This is a genomic window from Acetobacter sp. DsW_063 (genome assembly GCF_002153745.1).
Lineage (GTDB): Bacteria > Pseudomonadota > Alphaproteobacteria > Acetobacterales > Acetobacteraceae > Acetobacter.
Genome location: NZ_JOPL01000032.1, coordinates 1 through 258, shown reverse-complemented (window position 1 = coordinate 258; position 258 = coordinate 1). Strand labels below are relative to the sequence as shown.

Here is a 258-nt window from a genome sequence, read left to right as displayed (position 1 = left end):
CGCAACCGTCGGTGGACGTTCTTCCAGTCCCCGAACCGCACTGGCAAGTCACGCCACGGAATGCCTGCACGGTAACGATACAGCACAGCTTCGACAAACAGGCGGTTATCCGCAGCCGTGCCACCAACATGGCCTTCACGACCCGGGAGAAGATCTTTTATCCGCTCCCACTGACCGTCGTTCAGACCATACCGACGCATTCACTCTCTCCCCGTTCCAGAAGCAGGAAGAAAACATCACAGATCAGGTAGGAGTACA

Annotated in this window: 1 protein-coding gene; it reads right to left on the bottom strand. The window is 56.6% G+C overall.

Annotation, left to right across the window (positions count from 1 at the left end; translation table 11 throughout):
• The coding region (locus HK28_RS06540) for a transposase (RefSeq protein WP_143217340.1) at positions 1-200 on the bottom strand (200 nt) is incomplete at its 3' end.
• Positions 201-258: the final 58 nt, after the last annotated feature.